Source organism: Blautia hansenii DSM 20583 (genome assembly GCF_002222595.2).
Classification (GTDB): Bacteria; Bacillota; Clostridia; order Lachnospirales; family Lachnospiraceae; genus Blautia; species Blautia hansenii.
In genome coordinates this window covers 2190125-2206835 of sequence record NZ_CP022413.2, presented here as the reverse complement: position 1 = coordinate 2206835, position 16711 = coordinate 2190125, and the positions used below count along the sequence as shown (strand labels likewise).

Annotated in this window: 15 protein-coding genes; 10 read left to right on the top strand and 5 right to left on the bottom strand. The window is 38.0% G+C overall.

The window, feature by feature from the left end:
• Positions 1-68 precede the first annotated feature (68 nt).
• On the bottom strand, positions 69-1034 hold the full coding sequence (locus CGC63_RS11195) for a calcium/sodium antiporter (RefSeq protein WP_022239999.1): 966 nt from the start codon (positions 1032-1034) through the stop codon (positions 69-71).
• Between the two features lie 155 nt (positions 1035-1189).
• Here CGC63_RS11195 and CGC63_RS11190 point away from each other — a divergent pair, with 155 nt between their 5' ends.
• Positions 1190-2974, top strand: a complete 1785-nt coding sequence (locus CGC63_RS11190) for an ABC-F family ATP-binding cassette domain-containing protein (RefSeq protein WP_003019667.1) — start codon at positions 1190-1192, stop codon at positions 2972-2974.
• A 28-nt stretch (positions 2975-3002) separates the two neighbouring features.
• Here CGC63_RS11190 and CGC63_RS11185 read toward each other — a convergent pair whose 3' ends face one another.
• Positions 3003-3809 (bottom strand): AIM24 family protein, encoded by an 807-nt coding sequence (locus tag CGC63_RS11185; RefSeq protein WP_003019669.1) that lies wholly within the window; start codon positions 3807-3809, stop codon positions 3003-3005.
• Positions 3810-3830: 21 nt separating this feature from the next.
• The gene (locus CGC63_RS11180) at positions 3831-5054 is read right to left on the bottom strand and encodes a 6-phosphofructokinase (RefSeq protein WP_040351140.1); all 1224 of its coding nucleotides are present in this window, start codon (positions 5052-5054) and stop codon (positions 3831-3833) included.
• Positions 5055-5212: 158 nt separating this feature from the next.
• Between CGC63_RS11180 and fba the strand changes: the two genes are divergently transcribed.
• From fba to pdxR, 7 genes are all read left to right on the top strand, one after another.
• A complete protein-coding gene (fba, locus tag CGC63_RS11175; protein WP_009246385.1) occupies positions 5213-6082 on the top strand; it encodes a class II fructose-1,6-bisphosphate aldolase in 870 nt (289 codons plus the stop codon).
• Positions 6083-6235: 153 nt separating this feature from the next.
• Positions 6236-7570 carry an alanine/glycine:cation symporter family protein gene (locus CGC63_RS11170; RefSeq protein WP_003019677.1) on the top strand — a complete coding sequence of 445 codons (1335 nt, stop codon included), beginning with the start codon at positions 6236-6238 and terminating at the stop codon, positions 7568-7570.
• Between the two features lie 195 nt (positions 7571-7765).
• On the top strand, positions 7766-10006 hold the full coding sequence (locus CGC63_RS11165) for an NlpC/P60 family protein (RefSeq protein ID WP_154965495.1): 2241 nt from the start codon (positions 7766-7768) through the stop codon (positions 10004-10006).
• Positions 10007-10070: 64 nt separating this feature from the next.
• Positions 10071-10805: a tRNA pseudouridine(38-40) synthase TruA gene (gene truA, locus CGC63_RS11160; RefSeq protein ID WP_003019683.1), complete on the top strand. Its 735-nt coding sequence runs from the start codon at positions 10071-10073 to the stop codon at positions 10803-10805.
• A 14-nt stretch (positions 10806-10819) separates the two neighbouring features.
• Positions 10820-11254: a PaaI family thioesterase gene (locus CGC63_RS11155; protein WP_003019686.1), complete on the top strand. Its 435-nt coding sequence runs from the start codon at positions 10820-10822 to the stop codon at positions 11252-11254.
• Positions 11255-11383: 129 nt separating this feature from the next.
• Positions 11384-13060 carry a glutamine--tRNA ligase/YqeY domain fusion protein gene (locus tag CGC63_RS11150; protein WP_003019689.1) on the top strand — a complete coding sequence of 559 codons (1677 nt, stop codon included), beginning with the start codon at positions 11384-11386 and terminating at the stop codon, positions 13058-13060.
• A 1-nt stretch (position 13061) separates the two neighbouring features.
• Positions 13062-14474: a MocR-like pyridoxine biosynthesis transcription factor PdxR gene (pdxR, locus tag CGC63_RS11145; RefSeq protein WP_003019693.1), complete on the top strand. Its 1413-nt coding sequence runs from the start codon at positions 13062-13064 to the stop codon at positions 14472-14474.
• A gap of 50 nt (positions 14475-14524) precedes the next feature.
• Here pdxR and CGC63_RS11140 read toward each other — a convergent pair whose 3' ends face one another.
• On the bottom strand, positions 14525-15049 hold the full coding sequence (locus tag CGC63_RS11140; RefSeq protein ID WP_003019695.1) for a hypothetical protein: 525 nt from the start codon (positions 15047-15049) through the stop codon (positions 14525-14527).
• A gap of 81 nt (positions 15050-15130) precedes the next feature.
• Positions 15131-15601: a hypothetical protein gene (locus tag CGC63_RS11135; RefSeq protein ID WP_003019696.1), complete on the bottom strand. Its 471-nt coding sequence runs from the start codon at positions 15599-15601 to the stop codon at positions 15131-15133.
• Positions 15602-15837: 236 nt separating this feature from the next.
• Between CGC63_RS11135 and CGC63_RS11130 the strand changes: the two genes are divergently transcribed.
• A complete protein-coding gene (locus CGC63_RS11130; protein WP_003019698.1) occupies positions 15838-16128 on the top strand; it encodes a DUF2325 domain-containing protein in 291 nt (96 codons plus the stop codon).
• Positions 16129-16680: a DUF3793 family protein gene (locus tag CGC63_RS11125; RefSeq protein ID WP_003019700.1), complete on the top strand. Its 552-nt coding sequence runs from the start codon at positions 16129-16131 to the stop codon at positions 16678-16680. It begins immediately after the preceding gene.
• Positions 16681-16711: the final 31 nt, after the last annotated feature.

The window sequence follows — 16711 nt, the reverse complement described above, 5'->3', positions numbered from 1 at the left end:
TTCAAGAGGAGTTCTGCTTCAAATATCATTCAAAAATGTATAGATATTTGAAGCAACAGCTCCATTTTTTATCTCATAATCAGATACGCCGTATAAGCTATATAAGAGCAAGTCATCACAGCTCCCATAACTCGTCCGATTTTCTTTCTGAGAAGAATTGGAATATAGACCAGTATGGAGACAATAGTCAATAAGCCCACATCATATAGATAAGTTTTTGTGACATTCATAGGCAAAATCGTGCTGGATAATCCCAAAATAAGAAATACATTAAAAATATTAGAACCTACCACATTTCCAAGAGCGATGTCACTTTCTCCTTTTCTGGCAGCTACAATAGAAGTAACTAATTCCGGCAGAGAAGTACCTACTGCCACAATGGTAAGACCAATCAGGGCTTCACTAAGACCAAAGGCTCTGGCAATTTCTTTTGCTCCATTTACAGTCATATCTCCACCGATAATAATACCTGCAAGTCCAACAAGAGAAAGCAGAATGCTTTTTCCCATAGAATATCCAATGACAGTTTCAGCTTCTTGTATACACAGATTTTCAGCTCTGCTTTTCAAAGCATCTTTTACAGCCAGATACATGAAAAATCCAAATCCCACCAGCAATAAAACTCCGTCAAGACGTCCTAAGATCATGCGGGAGCTTCCAGTAAAAAATTGATCCATAATCAGCACATTTAAAAGAAGTGTGGCAGCAATAGACAAAGGATAATCTTTTTTTATCATGCTTGGTTTTACGGACAGAGGGCAAATCAGAGCACTCATACCAATAACTACCAGAAGGTTAAAAATGTTGGAACCTACTACATTTCCAATGGCAATATCATTACTCCCCTTTACAGCAGCAGTAATACTTACTGCAAGCTCCGGTGCGCTGGTTCCAAATGCTACAATAGTAAGTCCGATAATTAAAGACGGGATACGCAGACGTCTTGCAATAGAAGAGGCGCCTTCCACAAACCAGTCTGCGCCTTTTACAAGTAGAAAAAATCCTACTAATAAAAAAATAACAGATTTTAACATAATTTTCCTCCATAATTTTTTCATTTTCCACTTTATTACCATATCATTTTATAAAGAAAATAACAATCTTTTTAAGAAAAATAAAAAGTCATTGTCCCAAAAGGATTTCTTTGTTATAGTGATTAAGGAATAAAGCGAGAAAAAGGAGTGTTCCCATGAACATATTAAATATAGAACATATCAGCAAGATTTACGGAGAAAAAGTGATTTTCGAGGATGCCAGCTTTGGAGTTCAGGAGGGAGATAAAGTAGGAATTATCGGAATTAACGGTACAGGAAAGTCTACTCTTTTGAAAATGCTGGCGGGAGAGGAAGTTCCCGAGACAGGACAGATTATTATGCAGAACAATGTAAGACTTGCCTATTTGCCACAAAATCCGCAGTTTCCGGAAAATGCCACAATTCTTTCTTATATACAGGATTGTGAGGCAGAATGGAAAGTGCAGAGTAATCTGACACAGCTTGGAATTACAGAATATGAAAAACAAATTGCAGTGCTCTCAGGAGGGCAGAGAAGAAAAGTAGCTTTGGCAAAAATTTTAGCGCAGGATTTTGACATTCTTTTACTGGACGAGCCAACTAATCACTTAGACGAAGCCATGATTTCATGGCTGGAAGAATATTTAAAGAGTTTTCGGGGAACGGTTTTGATGGTTACACATGATCGTTATTTTATGGATAAGGTAACGAATCGTATTTTAGAAATTTCTCACGGAAAAATGTACAGTTATGAAGCAAATTATTCAAAATTTCTGGAATTAAAGGCAGAAAGAGAAGAAATGGAACTTGCATCAGAGAGAAAACGTCAAAGTGTTCTGCGTATGGAATTAGAATGGGCAAAAAGAGGCTGCCGTGCAAGAACAACAAAACAGCGTGCCAGACTGGAGAGATTAGAAGCCCTGAAAAATACAGCAGCTCCTGTGGGAGACCAGAGTGTGGAATTAGAGTCTGTAGAAACACGTATGGGGAAAAAGACCATTGAATTAAAGCACGTTTCTAAGAAATACGGTAATCAGGTTTTGGTAGAAGATTTCAATTATATTTTATTGAAAAACCAAAAACTGGGTATTATCGGTCCAAATGGATGCGGAAAATCTACACTAATGAAATTGATGGCAGGACTGGTAGAGCCCGATAGTGGAACAGTAGAAATGGGAGAAACCATTAAAATCGGATATTTTGCTCAGGAAGAGCAGGAAATGGATGAACGTCAGAGGGTTATTGATTATGTGAAAGATATTGCAGAATACATTAACACAAAAGACGGAAAAATCAGTGCATCTCAGATGCTGGAGCGTTTTTTATTTACCCCTGATATGCAGTATGCGCCTATTGGAAAGCTTTCAGGAGGAGAGAAAAGACGTTTATATCTTTTGGGTGTCCTTTCCAGTGAAATTAATGTGTTGCTTTTAGATGAGCCGGGAAATAATCTGGACATTCCTACCCTTACGATTTTGGAAGATTATTTGAACTCTTTTACCGGAATTGTAGTGACGGTTTCCCATGACCGTTATTTTCTGGATAACGTAGTAGACCGAATTTTTGAATTTACAGGAAACGGGAAACTTCAGCAGTATGAAGGGGGATATACAGATTATCTGGAAGCAAAAGCAAGAAGAAATGATAGTGTAAAACAGCCTGTTCAGACAGAGAAAAAAGAAGAAAAGAAAACTTCAGCACAAACATGGAAGCAAAATCGTACAGTAAAATTAAAATTTACTTTCAAGGAACAGAAGGAATTTGAAACCATTGATGATGATATTGCAAAGCTTGAGGAAAAACTGGAAAAGCTGGATGAAGAAATTATGAAAAATGCAACAAATTCAGGAAAATTAAATGAACTTACAGCAGAAAAAGAAGAAGAAGAAGCGCTTCTGGAAGAAAAAATGGAGCGATGGGTTTATTTGAATGATTTGGCAGAAAAGATAGGGCTGTTGTAATAATGCGACAGCCCTAAAAATAATAGAGTTAGTCTTCGTCATCCGGTATGCTCAGCTCAGACGGTGGAGTGATAGTTTTCTGAACAGGGGCTAAAAGTACCTTTCCTGTACCACGATATACATTTACCAGTCCTTCGCCTGAAGCGGCAGAACCAATCAGACTTTTGCCCGAGCGTTCTACGGTAAAGTCAAGGCTTCCGCTCCATGCAACAGCCATATTTCCGTCAACTTTTAATACATCATTATCTAAAGTAATGGTAATTAACTCCTCTTTTGGACATGGTGTTTCCAGACATACAACACCATTGCCTCTTAATCCCAGATTAAACAAACCTTCATTACCGAATACAGCAGAAGAAAGATTAGAGCGCATGACAGCTTTATGTTTTAAATCTGCATCACAGGCAAGAAACAAGCCGTCATCCAGAACAACCGAACCATTCCAGTCTTCCACATCCAATAAAATTAAATGCTTGTAGGTAGGCTCTAATACCAGAACACCGTCGCCGGTATACTCCGGTTTAATCGTACCTTCTCCTGTCATTTTTCCACGGACAGCCTTTCCGAAGAAATCTCCCACACCCTTTAATCCGGTAGTGGCGTTGACATTTCCAACAGTCCACTGCATAGCCCCAGATTGTAAAGTGACGTTTGCTTTACTTAAATCGCACACCACCTGACGTTTGCGTACGTTCATCGCATGGCAGAAATAAGCTTTCTCCGCATCAGACGGAGAAACACTTAAATCTCTCATATATTCAATAACGGTAAAAGGACCGGCAGAGTCTAAAACTCTTACATCGTCATTATCGGTAAAATTTGAAATACGAAACATAAAAACCCTCCTAAACGATTATTATTTTCTGGAAAGGAAATCAGGAAGTCCATCTGTGCCAAGCGGAATTTCTACTGTGCCCTGAATAAGAGGAAGGGCGTAAGCTAGAAATGCGTCTGTCACATCAGAACCGTCTTTGGAAATCCATTCCAGAGGAACGGTTTTTTCCTGATTACAAATCAGATTTACATCTTCCAGACCAAGTGTCATGCTATAAGGTAAATCAGAAGTTCTAACGTAGGAAACCATTTTTCCGGTAGCGCCTTTTAATGCTTCACGTACACCAAATTGTCCTGCAAGAATTGCTTCTTTTTGGTCTGTTGCTGACATCATAGAGGCGGAACAGCGCTGATTTACATTTAATTCCACGGAGCGTGCCTTTACGCACAGACGGTTACGAACCAGATTTTCCAGATATTTTCCGCAGCCTGCCAGCATTTTGTGTCCAAAAGTATCTGTGCCTACGGAGTTATCGTATTCGCAGATGAAAGTTCCGTTTTTATCGTGAATACCTTCAGAAACACAGACAATGACATTTGGATTTTTTTCAAAACAACCTTTTACTTTTTCAAGAAAAGCTTCTTCGTCAAAATCTGTTTCCGGCAGATAAATCAGCAGAGGATTGTCCCCGACGCTTTTTCTTGCCAAAGCGCTTGCGGCAGTGAGCCAGCCCGCATGACGTCCCATAATCTCAACAATAGTAACAGATTTTGTTTCGTACACATTGGCATCAATGACAATTTCTCTTACAGTAGAAGCAACATATCTGGCAGCGCTGCCAAAGCCGGGAGTATGGTCTGTCATAACCAAATCGTTATCAATGGTTTTTGGTTCGCCGATTACACGAATGTCACTGTTGATTTTTTCGGCATAACGGGACAACTTGCTGACGGTATCCATAGAGTCATTTCCGCCGATATAGAAGAAATAGCCAATGCTTAATTCTTTGAATTTCTGAAAAAGAACAGGATAAACAGGGTCGTCCAAGTCTTCAGGCAGTTTGTAGCGGCAGGAACCCAGATAGGCTCCGGGAGTGGTTTTTAATTTTTCTAAATCATTGGAAAAGAGTGTTTCTTCAAAATCCAAAACCGTTTCTCGTAAAAAGCCTTCGATGCCGTTTACCATACCGTATACCTTGCCGATAGAAGGCTGGGAAAGCGCTTCAGAAACAACGCCGTATAAGCTGCTGTTAATGACTGCGGTAGGACCTCCGGATTGTCCGACAATTAAATTTTTTATTTCCATATTGATGTTCATATTCCTTTCTGTTAAATATTCTTAAAAATAAGTATATCATGAAACAGGATAAATTGCATTAAGAAATACTTGCCTGAAAATGAAAATGTGTTATAATGGTTTTAGGTTTTAGACCCAATAAAAAAAATAAACGGAGGTCATTGAATATGTTAGTATCAGCAGCAGAAATGTTAAAAAAAGCAAAAGCAGGACATTATGCAGTAGGTCAGTTTAATATCAATAACATGGAGTGGACAAAAGCAGCGCTTTTAACTGCAGAAGAATGTAAATCCCCAATTATTCTGGGTGTTTCTGAAGGTGCAGGAAAATATATGTGTGGATTTAAAACAGTTGCAGACATGGTAAAAGCTATGATTGATGAATTAAACATCACAGTTCCGGTTGCTCTGCACTTAGATCATGGTACATACGATGGATGCTATAAATGTATTAAAGCAGGATTTTCTTCTATTATGTTTGATGGTTCCCACTACCCAATCGAAGAAAACGTTGAAAAAACAAAAGAATTAGCAGGTGTTTGTAAAGGTCTTGGACTGTCCTTAGAAGCAGAAGTTGGTTCTATTGGTGGTGAAGAAGACGGTGTTGTAGGTATGGGTGAATGTGCAGATCCAGAAGAATGTAAAATGATTGCTGACTTAGGTGTTGATATGCTTGCAGCAGGTATCGGTAACATTCATGGAAAATATCCTGAAAACTGGGCAGGTCTTAGCTTTGACGTTTTGGACAATATCCAGAAATTAACAGGAGAAATGCCATTAGTTCTTCACGGTGGTACAGGTATCCCAGCAGATATGATTAAAAAAGCAATTGATTTAGGTGTATCTAAAATCAATGTAAACACAGAATGTCAGTTAGCTTTCGCAGCAGCTACACGTGAATATATCGAAGCTGGAAAAGATAATGAAGGAAAAGGATACGACCCACGTAAATTATTAAAACCGGGATTTGATGCTATCTGCGATACAATTAAAGAAAAAATGGAACTCTTTGGTTCTGTTGGAAAAGCTTTCGAATAAGATTAACTCTTACAGCAAAGGCTGTTACATGAAGTAGAAGTTTGGAATATGTATACATATCCTTAATAGATACTTCATGTAATGGTCTTTTTTCATTTCATAGGAGAATGATTTTTTGCATAGGTTTTATGGAGCAAGGAAAAGGAATGTGCAATGGCAAATTTTATTCATTCTCTTCAGGAATTTGTATGGGGACGGGGAATGCTGGTATTTTTTCTGGGAGCAGGTATCTGGTTTACCATACGGTCAGGATTTTTTCAGATTACAAAAATACATATATGGACAGCAAATACCATTGGTGCATTAAAAAAAGGAAAGAAAACAAAAAATGCGAAAGAAACTGCTTCTGTAACGCAATTTCAATCTTTTTGCACAGCGCTGGCAGCTACTTTGGGCACAGGGAATATAACCGGCGTTGCCACTGCATTGATGTTTGGAGGACCGGGAGCTATCTTCTGGATGTGGGTATCTGCCTTTTTCGGAATGATGACAACCTATGCGGAAAATTTTTTGGGAATAAAATATCGTTATAAAGATGAGAAAGGACAGTGGAAGGGCGGCGCCATGGTTTATATGGAAAGGGGACTTGGGTGTAAGCCTTTGGCTGTTGCTTTTGCTGTCTGCTGTTTAGGCGCATCCTTTGGCATGGGGAATATGGTGCAGGGAAATTCTATGGCAGTGGGGCTTGAAAAGGCTTTTCATGTACCTGCATTTCTGTCAGGAAGTCTTTGCATGATTGTAGTGGCAGTGGTTTTAACAGGAGGAATGAAGCGAATTGCAATCTTTACGGAAAGGCTTGTACCTGTTATGGCTGCCATTTATTTGGCAGGCGCTATGCTTGTTCTATTCTTTTACAGAGACAGAATTGCAGGAGCATTTGCTTTGATTTTCCAAGAAGCCTTTCGCTCTTCGGCAGCAGTGGGAGGGGTGGCAGGATACAGTATGAAACAGGCGGTGCGTATGGGAATTGCAAGGGGGATTTTTTCTAATGAGGCGGGGCTTGGGTCTTCTGTTATGGCTCATGCCCAGTCTGATGTGGAGGACCCGAAAGTTCAAGGAATGTGGGGGATTTTAGAAGTATTTATTGATACAGTTCTGGTCTGTACGATTACAGCTCTTGTAATATTGGTGAGTCAAGTGCCATATTGGCAGGCTGGAGAGATAGATGGAACAACGCTTACGGGAATGGCGTTTGCATCTGTTATTCCTTGGGGAAAGGAGTTTTTGGCAGGGGCAACCGCATTGTTTGCTTTTGCCACAATGATTGGCTGGTTTTATTTTGGTGCACAGACAGCAGATTATCTGGCAGGAGAAAAGGGTGTAAAGGTATATCGTTTTTGCTATATTTTGATTACACTGCCGGGATGTATGATTGCTCCGACTATGATTTGGGAATTGTCCGATGCCTTAAACGGAATGATGGCAGTTCCTAATCTGTTAGCACTTTTTTTCTTAGGAAAAGAGGTTGCATATGTGGGCAAAAAATAGTGATTAGGATAATTGTATAAAAAATGAAAAATATCATACAAAAGTAGGGTAAAGTGCATAAAAAATACTTTAAATTCTATAATTTATTGTTGATTTGATAAGGTACTCGTGATAAACTAAAAAGAAGACGAAACATTTTTACTAGAATGGTATTCAACCTTAGAAATGGATACAGTGATACCGGAGGAGAAGAAATTGAAATATAAGGAAATAAAGAAAATACTTGCGCTTACTATGGCGCTTAGCTTAGCAGCACCGGCAAATGTTTTTGCAGCAGATATACAGACTCAGGCGGATGGCAATCAGGTCGTGGAAGAACCGGAGACACCTCAGCAGCCGGAAACACCACAAGAGCCTGAACAGCCGGAAGCGCCGTTACAGGAAACACCTGAGCAGTACGAGCAGAGAACAGGCTATCAGCTGCCGGAAGGACATCATTATGTATTGGATGCAAATGGCTATGTAACATTTAACGAAGACGGCAGTATAAAAATAGAAGCCAATCAGCCGGAAGCACCGTTACAGGAGACACCCCAGCAGTATGAGGAAAGAACAGGCTATCAGCTGCCGGAAGGACATCATTATGTATTGGATGCAAATGGTTATGTAACATTTAACGAAGACGGCAGTGTAAAAATAGAAGCCAATCAGCCGGAAGCACCGTTACAGGAGACACCCCAGCAGTATGAGGAAAGAACAGGCTATCAGCTGCCGGAAGGATATCATTATGTATTGGATGCAAATGGTTATGTGACATTTAACGAAGATGGTTCACCGAAAATAGAAGCCGATACAGTGGATGAAACGCCGTCACAGGAGACACCTGAGCAGTATGAGGAAAGAACAGGCTATCAGCTGCCGGAGGGTTATCATTATGTGTTGGATGAAAATGGCTATGTTATTCTTTTAGATAATGGTTCACCCAAAATTGAAGCGGATGATCCGGAAGCGCCATCTAGCAATCAGGAATTAGTACAGCAGCAGGAAATTATAGAAGTTCCTACGATTGTAGAAGATTTTCGTTTCTGGACAGTAGCCAGAAAATACGCATTTTCCAATGAAAAAATAAATATTTATGAAGAGATGACAGAGGAGGCCCGCAGTGTAGGAACACTTGCTAAAAAAGGTGTATGTTACATATTGAAGGAAGAGGAAGACGGATGGCTTTATGTTGAGTCCGGAGCTGTCAGAGGCTTTGTAAAAGCAGAGGATGTTGTTACAGGAGAGGAAGCTCAGAAAATTCTGGAAAGATATCAGAAGGAAGCAAGATCCTTAGCAGCAAGATTTAATGAAGAATATAAAGGAATTGAAGGCGTTGCACCCACAGCAAAAGAAACAGTTCCATACAGAGAAAATAAAGCATTTTTGTATCTGAGAGCTACGGTAAATCAGACAGTTGTAGATAAGGAGTATGCCCTTACAACAGCCAGTCTTTTAAACATAAGAGAGGATAAGAATACAGAGTCCCGTATTATCGGAACGCTGGAAGAAAACAGCCTGTGCTATGTTCTGGAAGATGCAGAGGAGGATTGGGTCTACATAGAGTCCGGAGATGTCAGAGGCTTTGTGGCAAAAGAATATCTGAACATGGAAGAAACGGTTCAGGAAGAAGTAACAGAAAAGGGTGAAGATACTTATACGCTTGCAAAAGAAGAAATTGCGCCGGAAGAGAATGAAGCTTGTTATTATACACTCACTTCTGTAAGATCAGGAGTCCCGGGAGGACAGCTTAGAAGCTCTGTGGTAGAATTTGCTTCTCAGTTTATCGGAAATCCTTATGTTTGGGGAGGTACCAGCTTAACAGAAGGTGCGGACTGCTCCGGTTTTGTACAGAGTATTTTCAAAGAATACGGATATGAGCTGCCTCGTGTTGCGGCAGATCAGGCACAGTACGGAACCAAAATTCCGGTAGAAGATGCACAGCCGGGAGATTTGATTTTCTATGCAAAGAATGGTTATGTATATCACGTTGTTATCTATGCAGGAGACGGTAAGACCGTAGAAGCTATGGGTAAGGATTATGGTATCGTGCAGGGTAACTTAAATACGAAAAACGCAGTATGGGCAGTACGTGTATTAGAGGATGAGACAGTTTCCTACGGCGGCGGTGATATAGCAGAGGTAAATGCTACATCTGATATGTACGGTGAAAAACTGGGTAACTTTAAGCTGACTTATTATTGCTCCTGTGAGCTTTGCTGTGATGTGGAAACAGGTATTACAGCAACAGGTACACCGGTAGTAGAAGGAAGAACCATTGCAGTAGACCCGAAAGTTATTCCTTACGGAACACAGGTAATTATTAACGGACATGTATTTACAGCAGAAGACTGTGGCGGTGCAATTAAAGGAAACCGCATTGATATCTATGTAAACGACCATGACAGAGCCAATGCTTTGGGTGTAAATCATGCGGATGTTTATTTGGTAAAATAAGAAATAGAGATATAAGGTGTTGCATTTATGTAACACCTTTTGTCTGTTTAAAAGGAGAGCAGATATGAATTATCGTTTGGATATTCAATATGACGGAAGCCGATACGGAGGCTGGCAGCGTCAGAAGGATACGGACAATACCATACAGGGAAAAATCGAAGATGTTTTAACAAAAATGCTGGGAACAGAGGTACAAATTCAGGGAGCAGGAAGAACTGATGCAGGGGTACATGCCAAAGGTCAGGTGGCGAATTTCCATGCGGACTGTGAAAAGAGCTGCGAAGAAATTTGTCAATATTTAAATGAGTATCTGCCGGAGGACATCGAGATTTCTAAGGTAAGCGAGGCGGAGGAGCGGTTTCACAGCCGCTTAAACGCAAAGGAGAAGGTGTATCAATATCGGATTGTATCCGGTATTCATAAAAATGTTTTTGAAAGAAAATACCAATGCCCTCTTCATGAAACGCTAGATGTAAACGCCATGCAGGAAGCGGCCAAATATTTAGAGGGCACTCACGATTTTAAAAGCTTTTGTTCTAATAAGAAAATGAAAAAATCCTCTGTAAGAACGATTTACAGTATTGAGATTGTGGATTTGACACAGGAAATTGTCATTACTTATACAGGAAACGGTTTTTTGTATAATATGGTTCGGATTTTAACGGGCACATTAATTGAAGTAGGCAGGGGACGAAGAAAGCCGGAGGAGATGAAAGGGATTTTAGAAGGCTGTGACAGAAAAGAAGCAGGATTTACAGCTCCGGCAAGAGGACTGACCCTTTTAGAAGTACGTTATTAAAGAGGAGAGAAGTTATGCAGCAGACAATGGAACAGGAAATAAAGAAGCAGATGGAAATGTTATACCCTAATTCACCGGACCATTTGTATAATAAAATGCAGGTGGAATTTTATTCCTGCAATTATGAGAAAAAGAGCCTTACCTTTCGATTTCCCATACAGAGATGGGAATTAAATCATATGTCCACCATACACGGCGGTATCATTGCAGCGGCTATTGATACCACCTGCGGAGCGATTGTAAGAAACGTAAGTGGAAGTAAGAGTATTCCCACCATTAACTTAAATATCAATTATTTAAGTCCGGGGCTTCCCGGTGACGCACTGCTTGTCACTGCAACCGCAGACAGGGCAGGAAGAAAGGTATGTAATGTTCATGCAGTGTGCAGGTCAGAGAAAAACGACAAAATCATTGCTACTGCAACGGCAAACTTTATGATTTTAGACTGAAATCAGAAAAAAATATAAGCAAAGCCTTTGAAAAACAGTAATTTTATGGTAGTATATTTTTTAAAGCTATTATTTAGACAAAAAATTGGTTTAAGCCAAAGAAAATTACCATAGACGGAGGAGAAAAAAGTGGAAAAAGAAACAGCAAAAGAAACCGTTTCTAAAAACTTTATTGAGCAGATTATTGAAAAAGATTTGGCAGAAGGAAAGTACGATGAAATTTGTACCAGATTTCCACCTGAGCCAAACGGATATCTGCATATTGGTCATGCAAAATCAATTTTATTAAACTATGGTTTGGCACAGAAATACCATGGAAAATTTAACATGCGTTTTGACGATACAAATCCTACAAAGGAAAAAGTAGAATTTGTAGAGTCTATTAAGAAAGATATTCAGTGGTTGGGCGCTGATTGGGAAGACCGTTTATATTTCGCATCTAATTATTTTGAACAGATGTATGAAGCAGCGGTGAAGCTGATTAAAAAAGGAAAAGCTTTTGTCTGTGATTTAACAGCAGAAGAAATCAGAGAATACAGAGGAACCTTAACAGAGCCGGGAAAAGAGAGTCCTTACAGAAACAGAAGTGTAGAGGAAAATCTGGAATTATTTGAAAAAATGAAAAACGGTGAGTTTAAAGACGGAAGTAAGGTTCTGAGAGCAAAAATTGATATGGCTTCTCCAAATATTAATATGCGTGATCCTGTTATTTATCGTGTGGCTCACATGACACACCACAATACAGGTGACAAATGGTGCATTTACCCAATGTATGATTTTGCACATCCTATTGAAGATGCTATTGAAGGTGTTACTCATTCTATCTGTACATTGGAATTTGAGGATCACAGACCGTTATATGACTGGGTTGTTCAGGAGTTAGAGTATGTACATCCTCCAAAGCAGATTGAATTTGCAAAATTATATTTGACAAATGTAGTAACAGGAAAGAGATATATCAAAAAACTGGTAGAAGATGGCATTGTAGATGGCTGGGATGATCCTCGTCTGGTATCTATTGCAGCTTTAAGAAGACGTGGTTTTACACCGGAATCTATCCAGAAATTTGTAGAATTGTGTGGTGTTTCCAAGGCAAACAGTTCTGTAGATTATGCAATGCTGGAGTATTGTATCAGAGAAGATTTGAAGATGAAAGCGCCTCGTATGATGGCTGTTTTAGATCCTGTGAAATTAGTAATTGACAATTATCCGGAAGGAGAAATTGAATATCTGGAAGTCCCAAATAATATGGAAAATCCGGAATTGGGTACAAGACAGGTTCCATTTGGCAGAGAACTGTACATTGAAAGAGAAGACTTTATGGAAGTTCCTATTAAGAAGTATAAACGTCTGTATCCTGAAAATGAAGTACGTCTTATGAATGCTTATTTTGTTACTTGTACAGGATGTGAAAAAGACGAAGAAGGAAATGTAACAGTTATCCACTGTACTTATGATCCTGCTTCTAAAGGTGGTAATTCACCGGACGGAAGAAAGGTAAAAGGAACCATTCATTGGGTATGTGCAGAAACAGCAGTAGAAGCAGAATGTCGTTTATATGAAAATATCGTAGATGAAGAAAAAGGTGTATACAATAAAGAGGATGGAAGTTTGAACTTAAATCCTAACTCACTGACAGTTGTGAAGGGATGTCTTGTAGAACCGGAATTAGGAAAAGCAGAATCTTATGATAGATTTCAGTTTGTAAGAAATGGATTTTTCTGTGCGGATTGCCATGACAGTAAACCGGGAGCACCGGTATTTAATCGTATTGTATCATTAAAGAGTTCTTTTAAATTAAAATAAAATGAACGAATTGATAATTTTTATAGATAAGGAGTCGAAAGTTCCTATCTATCAGCAAATTTATGAATTTATAAAAAAAGAAATAGAGAAAGAACAATTAAAGCCGGGAGACAAGCTGCCCTCATCAAGGGCGCTTTCCCGGTATCTTTCTGTCAGCAGAAGTACCATAGACCTTGCTTATGATCAGCTTGCTTCAGAAGGATACATTGAAGCTATGCCATGTAAAGGATATTATGTCTCTCAACTGGAAGGCGTTTATTTTTCAGATAGTCGTTTATCAAAATGTCAGGAAGAAAAGCCAATTGTTCAAGAGAGAGTAAAGAAATATTTCCATGATTTTGCTTTAAATGAAATTGCCAGAGGAAGTTTTCCTTATAATGTGTGGCAAAAGTTGTCAAAACAGGTACTGGCAGAGGCCGATGAGGAATTTTTTCAGCTTGGAAATCCCTGTGGGGAGGATGGAATTAGGCAGGCTGTAGCTGAATATCTGTATCGCTCCAGAGGAGTAAAATGCAAAAGAGAGCAGATTATTATCGGGGCAGGAAATGATTATCTTTTAATGCTTTTAGGGACAATTCTGGGAGATGGACAGACAGTTGCAATGGAAGTGGCTACCTATATCAGCGCATATTATGATTTTCGTCATATAGGTTATGATATAGAGCAAATTAAGCAGGATGAACAGGGACTTGATATTAGTGATTTAGAAGGAAAAAGTGCAAACATTGTATATGTTATGCCTTCTCATCAATTTCCTATGGGAATGATTATGCCTTTAAAACGCCGTATGGCTCTTCTAAATTGGGCAGAAAAGTCACAAGAGCGTTATATTATTGAAGATGATTATGACAGTGAGTTTCGTTATAAAGGGCAGCCTATTCCCAGTTTGCAGGGCTTTGACAGAAATGGCAGCGTGATTTATATGGGGACATTTTCAAAATCTGTAGCGCCTTCTATTCGTGTCAGTTATATGGTTTTACCAGAAAGACTTATGCAGAAATATTTGAAGAAAAAACATCTTTTCTCTGTAACAGTTTCTAAGACAGATCAGAAAATACTGGAACTTTTTTTAAACAAAGGTTATTATGAAAAACACTTAAATCGTATGCGTAAGATTTATAAAAATAAGCATGATTTGATTGTAAAATATTTGAAAGAAATGCAGGATATTTGTGTATTTCATGGGGAAAATGCAGGAGTTCATTTTGTTTTAGAATTTATTAACGGCCTAACAGAACAAGAAGCAATAGACAAAGCCAGAGATGTAGGTATACAGGTTTATGGAGTATCGGAATATTGTATTTCAATAAACACGGAAAAAGAAAATAAAGTACTTTTAGGATATGCTGGTATGGAAGAAAAAGAAATTGAAGAAGCCATGAAGCTTTTAAAAAAAGTATGGCATAAGAAATAGAAAGTTGTGAAAGGGGAAGGCAAAAAACATTCCCCTTTTAGAAATTATATTTATTCGTTTATTTCTAAGATTTTCCCTACAGACTCATCATATCTGCAGTATTTTCCATTTCCGGAAATAAACGGGGAATAAGTTTTCGTTTTAATATTTTTGATATATACAACTTTTGTAGCAATCATGTAAACGAGAGAAAATTTTTCATTTAAGCTGGAAATCCATTTGTATACTTTATTGTCTTTTTCAGAAAGCACAAGCTCATATCCACCGTCACAAGGTTCTAAGGAAAAATAAATTTTTTCATCTTTTTTTAAAGGAGTAAAGACCTGATTGTAAATGTATTCTGAAAAATGTTCTTTTACAAAAGCTTTAAATCCTTTTAAAGTATAAGTTTCTAAAGAAACTGCATCTGTAATTTTATCTCCTCGCTCAATACGGATTTTTAAAACTTTGAGAATATCTACCGCATCGTTAATAAAACTCAATCGGCTGTATTCCATACTTTCCAGTAAAAAAGAAATTAATTCTTTTGATAAAATATCATCATTTTTTGCCTGCTCAAATAAATTGTTATCCATAGTAAATTCCTCACTTTATAAATAGTTGAATACCCACTAAAGTGATTGTATTATGAATAGAAGATTTTTACAAGAGCTATTTTAAAGTTCATCGGAAGTGTTTTTATTTTCTTCGTCTTCTTTTTCACAGAAACAGTCCTTTACGGTTTCTTTTACAGTTTCTGTAACATTTTTGGCAGTTTTTTTTGTGTCTTCTACTGTATCTTTTATGTCTTCTTTCAGTTCTGCCATATCTTCGGCAAGGTCTTCAAAATCATCTTCAAAGATATCATCTTCGGAGAATTCTTTCGCAAGTTCATCGGTTTTGTTGACTGCCTGATCTACTGATTTTTCAACTACTTCTTTAAATTTGGAAGCTACGTTTACTGCAGAGGCAGCAGTTTCTTTTAAATTATCCTGAAAGTCTGCGAATTCTTCCTGAAGATCAGGATTTTCTTCTTTCTTTTTTGTAAAATAATAAACGGCAGCTCCGGCAGTTGCACTTAATAGCCCAATACCTAATAATTTTTTACCTAAATTTCCCATAATTAAAATCCTTTCTGAAATTAACATTCCCTTACTTTACCTATATGTTCTCCATTATAATCCTTTTTCACTCAGGAAGGGAAGTATTTTTTCATTAATTTTCTATGAAATTAATGTTCTTTTGTTGAAAAATGATTGACAAAAAGAAAAAAATCAGTATTATAGTAGTTAGTTAAAACTAATCAAAAAAGCGAAGGTTGTAAGAAATTCTTATTTTTTTAATTATAAGTTAGATAAGACTAATCAAAGAAAGGAAGAATGGCATGAGTATTGTAATTATTGGCGGAAATGAACGAATGGTAACACGTTATGAAAATTTGTGCGAAAGTTATGGATGTAAGGCAAAAGTATTTGTAAAAGAAAACAGTTCTATTAAGAAAAAAATGGGATGTCCGGATTTACTGCTGCTCTTTACAAATACAGTGTCCCATAAAATGGTGATGAATGCTTCTCAGGAAGCAAAGAGAAATAATATTCCTATTCGAAGAATTCACAGAGCCAGTACAGCAGCATTGCAATCTGTATTGGAAGATATAAAAGGGGAGGAAAAATAGATGTTGGAAGAAATTTTAATCAGATACAGTGCACCTACATTGGCGGGTTTAAAAACAGCTAATCTTTTCTGGTATTCTTGGGAGTCTAAAGCAGAATTTGAAAATAGTATGGAAGTCTGGACAAGGATTTTTGAGGAAAAGGGACTGGATATTAGAATTATGCGTACTACAGCGCAGAGAGCACTTTTATATGTGAATAGAAAAAAACAGTTGGAAGCAGACTTAAAAAGAGAGAAGACACGCAGAATGCTGAAAGCAGAGGGATACGATTATAGTAGTGTGGAGGAAGCGGTAAAAATCTTGCAGAATAAATTACAGATGTATGAAACCTTTCCTCATGAAATTGGATTATTCTTAGGATATCCGGAGGAGGATGTACAGGGATTTATAGAAAATCAGGGAAAAAATTGTAAGTGTTGTGGGTGTTGGAAAGTATATTGCAATGAATGTGATGCACAAAAAATGTTTTGTAAATTTAAAAAATGTGAGCGTGTGTATGAGAGGTTATTTTTAAAAGGAAGACCTGTAGAAAAAATGATTGTGGCGGCATAAAAATGCCGTCATTTTTGTATAGATAGAGAAT

Excerpts from the sequence above, each read along its gene's own strand:
- CGC63_RS11135 (WP_003019696.1), bottom strand. The coding sequence starts at position 15,601 with ATGTTAATTTCAGAAAGGATTTTAATTATGGGAAATTTAGGTAAAAAA.
- CGC63_RS11190 (WP_003019667.1), top strand. The coding sequence starts at position 1,190 with ATGAACATATTAAATATAGAACATATCAGCAAGATTTACGGAGAAAAA.
- CGC63_RS11130 (WP_003019698.1), top strand. The coding sequence starts at position 15,838 with ATGAGTATTGTAATTATTGGCGGAAATGAACGAATGGTAACACGTTAT.
- fba (WP_009246385.1), top strand. The coding sequence starts at position 5,213 with ATGTTAGTATCAGCAGCAGAAATGTTAAAAAAAGCAAAAGCAGGACAT.
- pdxR (WP_003019693.1), top strand. The coding sequence starts at position 13,062 with ATGAACGAATTGATAATTTTTATAGATAAGGAGTCGAAAGTTCCTATC.
- CGC63_RS11180 (WP_040351140.1), bottom strand. The coding sequence starts at position 5,054 with ATGGAAATAAAAAATTTAATTGTCGGACAATCCGGAGGTCCTACCGCA.
- CGC63_RS11140 (WP_003019695.1), bottom strand. The coding sequence starts at position 15,049 with ATGGATAACAATTTATTTGAGCAGGCAAAAAATGATGATATTTTATCA.
- CGC63_RS11195 (WP_022239999.1), bottom strand. The coding sequence starts at position 1,034 with ATGTTAAAATCTGTTATTTTTTTATTAGTAGGATTTTTTCTACTTGTA.
- CGC63_RS11185 (WP_003019669.1), bottom strand. The coding sequence starts at position 3,809 with ATGTTTCGTATTTCAAATTTTACCGATAATGACGATGTAAGAGTTTTA.
- CGC63_RS11125 (WP_003019700.1), top strand. The coding sequence starts at position 16,129 with ATGTTGGAAGAAATTTTAATCAGATACAGTGCACCTACATTGGCGGGT.
- truA (WP_003019683.1), top strand. The coding sequence starts at position 10,071 with ATGAATTATCGTTTGGATATTCAATATGACGGAAGCCGATACGGAGGC.
- CGC63_RS11155 (WP_003019686.1), top strand. The coding sequence starts at position 10,820 with ATGCAGCAGACAATGGAACAGGAAATAAAGAAGCAGATGGAAATGTTA.
- CGC63_RS11170 (WP_003019677.1), top strand. The coding sequence starts at position 6,236 with ATGGCAAATTTTATTCATTCTCTTCAGGAATTTGTATGGGGACGGGGA.